6 protein-coding genes are annotated in these 5,108 nt (G+C 48.1%); all 6 read right to left on the bottom strand.

Annotated elements, in window-relative coordinates:
* Window positions 1-144: 144 nt before the first annotated feature.
* Entirely contained in the window at window positions 145-660 is a 516-nt protein-coding gene (locus F8N00_RS16120; RefSeq protein WP_023466558.1) for a S1 domain-containing RNA-binding protein, read from the bottom strand.
* Window positions 661-743: 83 nt separating this feature from the next.
* Entirely contained in the window at window positions 744-1,121 is a 378-nt protein-coding gene (locus F8N00_RS16115; protein ID WP_023466557.1) for an FtsB family cell division protein, read from the bottom strand.
* A 66-nt stretch (window positions 1,122-1,187) separates the two neighbouring features.
* Window positions 1,188-1,460 carry an RNA-binding S4 domain-containing protein gene (locus F8N00_RS16110; RefSeq protein ID WP_023466556.1) on the bottom strand — a complete coding sequence of 91 codons (273 nt, stop codon included), beginning with the start codon at window positions 1,458-1,460 and terminating at the stop codon, window positions 1,188-1,190.
* Window positions 1,457-2,887, bottom strand: a complete 1,431-nt coding sequence (mazG, locus tag F8N00_RS16105) for a nucleoside triphosphate pyrophosphohydrolase (protein WP_075643143.1) — start codon at window positions 2,885-2,887, stop codon at window positions 1,457-1,459. The genes F8N00_RS16110 and mazG overlap by 4 nt, the downstream gene beginning before the upstream one ends.
* Complete coding sequence (locus F8N00_RS16100; protein ID WP_023466552.1) at window positions 2,884-4,431, bottom strand: putative polysaccharide biosynthesis protein; 1,548 nt, start codon at window positions 4,429-4,431, stop codon at window positions 2,884-2,886. The genes mazG and F8N00_RS16100 overlap by 4 nt, the downstream gene beginning before the upstream one ends.
* Window positions 4,428-5,108: TRCF domain-containing protein (locus F8N00_RS16095; protein WP_421018571.1), on the bottom strand; the 681-nt coding region annotated here is incomplete at its 5' end. The genes F8N00_RS16100 and F8N00_RS16095, both read right to left, overlap by 4 nt.

Raw genomic sequence — 5,108 nt, 5'->3', positions numbered from 1 at the left:
ACTCGTGCGTCTTAAGCACATTTTCTATAATACGGGCAGGTCAAATGAAAGTCAACGCTTTTTCTAAAAATAATTTCAAAAAAATAAAAGATGGAATGAACGGCGTCATTCCATCTCTATTCTTATAAAGAACAGGTCAGCAAGTTATTGACGTTTTGCGCCGCGTCCGCCACGTTTTGAATCCGTTTGACGTTTCAATGTAGCAAGACGATCTTCACTATCTTTCAGGAAACTAGACATCAGCGTATCGAACGATTGTTCTTTGCGCGGTGGTGGTGTGCCACGGCCGCCTTTGTTGAAGCCTCCACGGTTACCGCCTCCACGTGGTCCTTTGTTATCGAACGAACGTGGTCCACGATCTTGTCCTGCTGGACGTGGTCCACGGTCGAACTGACGTGCAGGACGAGGACGTTCGCCTTCTGGACGATCGACGGCTTTTTTGATGGAAAGACCGATCTTACCATCGTTTTCAACACTTAAGACTTTGACGGTGATTTCTTGACCAACCGTCAACACATCATTGATGTCTTTAACGTAAGAATCTGCCACTTCACTGATGTGAACAAGACCAGTTTTCCCTGTTGGTAACTCAACGAACGCTCCGAAATTCGTGATGCCTGTTACTTTCCCTTGCACTTTGCTGCCTACTTCAATCGACATAAATTGTATTGCTCCTTTTTAGTTGATTCGTTTCTTATTATACGAGTGATTCATTCTTTTTTCAATCAATCGGCAACCTTCAATTAGTCTTCCGGTGAAAAGTAGAAGATCGTTTCCCCTTTTTTCGAATAGAGCAACTCGCTTCGAGCTAAGTTCGCTACATACTCTTTATCATTGAGACGATTGATTTCTTCCTTCAGGCGGGCGGTCTCTTTTTTTGCTTTCGTCTGCTCTTGTTCGGCGACTTGAAACGACTGCTTTTGTTCAGCGATCAATTGCCGTTTCTCCATGTATGACCACCCCATGAGGGAAAAGATGAGTAAAAAGACGGTCAGACACAGGAAAAAGCGATTTTTGAGACGTCGACGGTTTTCGATGGCATTCTGACTCAACTGCTTTTTACGGTCATTGAGCGGCTTGATCTTTGGCGCAGGACGCCCTGATTCGAGCGGTGTTGGCATATCATCCCTCCTCTTTCTGAGTGGTCACCCCTGACACTCTTTAGTATACTTCCTTTTTCCGGTAAATTACATCGATTCTTCGGAATTCACCTTTTCTTCACGGATGATCTCATACATATCAGATGCTTCTTCTTTTTTGGCATGTTCTTTAATGCTCGAAATCGCAACCGTGACGATCTTGTTTCCGAACCGAATCGTCATCTCATCACCTGCTGCTACCGTGCTACTTGCTTTCGCCACATTACCATTGATTGTAATCCGACCTTGATCGGCTACTTCTTTCGCAAGCGTCCGTCGTTTGATCAGACGCGATACTTTTAAAAATTTATCAAGTCTCATGACTGTTCCTCCTGCTTCGCTTGATGCCAGAGTGAATCTTGCTCTTCAAGCGTCATCTCAACGAGCGGTCGATCCGCTAGCTGTTCCATTCGCGTAAAGCGACGGATGAATTTATCGTTCGTCTGTTGTAGCCCCTCTTCTGCCGAGAGACCAAGGTATTTCCCAACGAGTGTTATCGAAAACAGAACGTCTCCGAATTCACCTAGTCGTTCTTCTGGTGCGGCTTCCTTCAATTCACGTAACTCTTCGATTACTTTTTCAAGTGCACCCTCGACGTCACTCCATTCAAAACCGACTTTCGCCACTTTCTTTTGAATATCTTCTGCGCGCATCAAGGCAGGTGCCCCTTTTGTTACGCCATCGAGCAAGGAAGTCCGCTCCGGTTTCTCTTGTGCTTTAATGTCTTGCCAGTTCGAAACGACGTCTGCCGAAGAATCGACAATCGTTTCTCCGAACACATGTGGATGGCGACGAATCATCTTATCACTGACGCTTCCGATGACATCTCGAATGTCGAAATACCCTTCATCTAGACCAATTTGTGCATGGAGCATGACCTGTAAAAGGACGTCTCCTAGCTCTTCTATCATTAAGTTATCGTCCTGAAGGTCGATTGCTTCCAGTAATTCATAAGATTCTTCGATTAAATGACGTTTTAAGGACTCATGTGTCTGCTCTTGATCCCATGGGCAACCGCCTTCATCACGTAACCGTGCGACAATCTCTTTTAATGTCGCGAAGTCACGGTTCAGCGTCTGCTCATCCGTAACAGGTGGCACGTAGACTGTCGTCAAGTTACTGAGCGTCGTCACATGATCGAGTTCATACAACGGCACGCTTTGGACAGTTTGTTTGCTTGTACCCGCTGCTGTGACCAGAGTGACGAGATGTTCGTCCGGATAACGTTCCATCAGCTGAACCTTTAAATCACCGGCGACGAGCGCATCATAGACTTGTCCAATCAGCAAATGTTGACGGATCTGCGCTTCATCGACGGTAAACGCCGTCGCATCAAGCAACTGGAATCCTTCAATCGGATCTACGCCAAGCGCCGCGAACATCGGATCAAGAAAACTTTGTCCGCCTACAACGTCGACCGCGTCCGTCCGCTCTAATAACTGCTGGACGGTACTCTCAGCGACCAGTGGATGACCTGGGACGGCATAGATGATGTCCGTCGTCTTTGAGAGGCGAAGCAATTCCTCAACGATTTCTGTGTATACGTCTTCAAACCGACTATGTCGTTCGTAAACCGAGTCAAATGATGTAAAGTTCATTCCCTCTGCTGCGAGTTCTGAAACGACTGGATGATCCATTGTCCGTAAATAGACAGGCTGTGTCGTGTTTTTTAATAATCGATAGATGCCAAACGGCAATTGTTCGAGTTCGCCGACGCCAAGGCCGACGATCGTGATTCGGTGTGTCATATACTCCTCCTACGTTGGTACATCTGATATAACTTATCTCCTAAAGGCAATAGCGCCCACTCTTGTGCTGTTAATGCACGAACGCGTAATGCCATACTGCCATAAATGATGGCACCACCGACGACAAGGACGCCGACTTCGAGTGCCGCACCGATTCGTGTCTCAAGCTCAAACAGCCGGAAGAACGTTTCGATCAGGTACAGAAACACACTCATGGCGAGCACAGGTAAGACCAGTCGTCGGTAGAACGCGTTTCCTGCCGATACGCGACCGAATTTCCGGTTCAATAAAATCCATTGTGCTGTCGCCATGACGGCAAAACCGCCAAATGTCGCCATACCCGCCCCGATCATACCATATCGGGGAATGAAATAGAGATTCAGAACGAGCTTCGCCCCTAATCCGACAAGAACACCAACGAGCGCATATTTTTCAGCATCGACCGACTGGAGACAAGAGATGATCATCATCGCAATCGAAGCGGCAAATGCCGTCGCCGCGAGCCAAATCAACCCTGCTGTTCCCTGGTCATCTTGATACAACGCAATATTGAGCGGACGCATCACACCCATTAGTCCGATTGTCGCTGCAGCGGCAATCAATAGACCGGAACGGAGTAATGTCTCGAGTTGTTGACGCATCATCTGCGGATCATGCTTTCGATATGCGGTTGATAAGGATGGAACACTCGCAAGACTCATCGATGTCGCAAAGAGAATCGCGAATTGCAGTAACGGATACCCACGGTCGAGCACCCCTTTTTCAATTTTCGTCTCCGTCGTATTGCCAAGTAGATTGACGAACGTCAATCCATCGATCAATTGCATCAGTAACAAGGCAAGTGAGGCGATACTGACCGCCACCCCGCTTGTCACGAGCACTTTCCCGACCCGACGTACGTGAATACCTGAAAACACAGGACGACCGATCTTCCCTTTCGCAAAACGTAACAGGACGAATAACGAAACGATGCTGCCACCGATCGCTGTCAGATGGGCACTGGCACCAATCCAGTAAGGGTCCGCCTGCATCGAGACGCCGATATAGGTCACGAGCAACAAGAGTCCGACACGGACGGCATTTTCAGAGACTTGGGATACAGCCGTCGGTCGCATCTCGAGATCTGCTTGAAACATGCCTCTAAGAACGGCAATCACAGGTAGTAAATAAAACGTACACGTGACGGCTCGCAACGGAACAACGAGTTTATCGTCTCCAAACCAACCCGCAAGTGTCGGGGCAATCCACCATCCGAACAGACCAAAGAAGACCGTCATCGCAAGTAAGACGTACAAAATCGACCATAAAACTTCTCGTTTTTCATCTGGATGATGGAGCGTCAACTTCGCCACGATGACGGGCAGCGCATAAATACCTAGCGCTGCCGCTATCGCGAATAAGGGATAGACCGTCTGATAGACGTACAGTCCGAAGTCACCTGCAAGGTTCTGATACGGAATCCGGTAAAAGAAGCTGAGCAGTTTCGAGATATAACTAGAGATCGCAAGCAGTGCTGCGCCTTGCGCAATCGTTCGTCTATTCATCGTGCGACGAGCCGACGATCAAGCTCTGCTAGCAACTGTTCTGCTTGCATCGTCATCTGTTGCGTCGACTGCTTGTTGCGGTTGAGCGTCAAGACGAGTTTCTGTTCTTGTTGCCCCATCCCTAGACCACGTCCAAGCGGAACGGTCCATTTGACGAAATCCGCCACATCCAACTGCTGTGTTGATTGAAGTGACAAGACGATCTCGATTTTCGGATCGGTTTGTTTGACGCGCTCGACACGCGCTCGTTCAGCAAAAATCCGCATCCGCGTCAGTTGGATCAAACGAGCAACCTCATCCGGGAACTCACCGAATCGTTCGAGCATCTCTGTTTCAAGTTGTTCGAGACTATCGACGGTATCGACATATTTCAAACGTTTATAAAATTCGATTTTCAGCTCGGAGTCCGTCATGTAGTGCGATGGAATATACGCATCAAGACTGAACGTGAACTCAGGTACGAATTTCTGGACGCGTTTTTTGCCCTTCATCCGTTCTTTCCGTTCTTCAACCGCTTCTGCCAGCATCTGCGAATAAAGATCGAAACCAACAGAGTCGATGAAGCCCGATTGTTGGGAACCGAGTAAGTTCCCGGCGCCACGAATCGATAAGTCACGCATCGCAATTTTAAAGCCGCTACCGAGCCTGTCTCTTATACACATCTCCGAGCCCACGAG

This window comes from Exiguobacterium sp. A1_3_1 (assembly GCF_048985645.1).
In the GTDB taxonomy this organism is placed as follows: domain Bacteria; phylum Bacillota; class Bacilli; order Exiguobacteriales; family Exiguobacteriaceae; genus Exiguobacterium_A; species Exiguobacterium_A indicum.
This window is presented reverse-complemented; position numbering and strand designations above follow the sequence as displayed.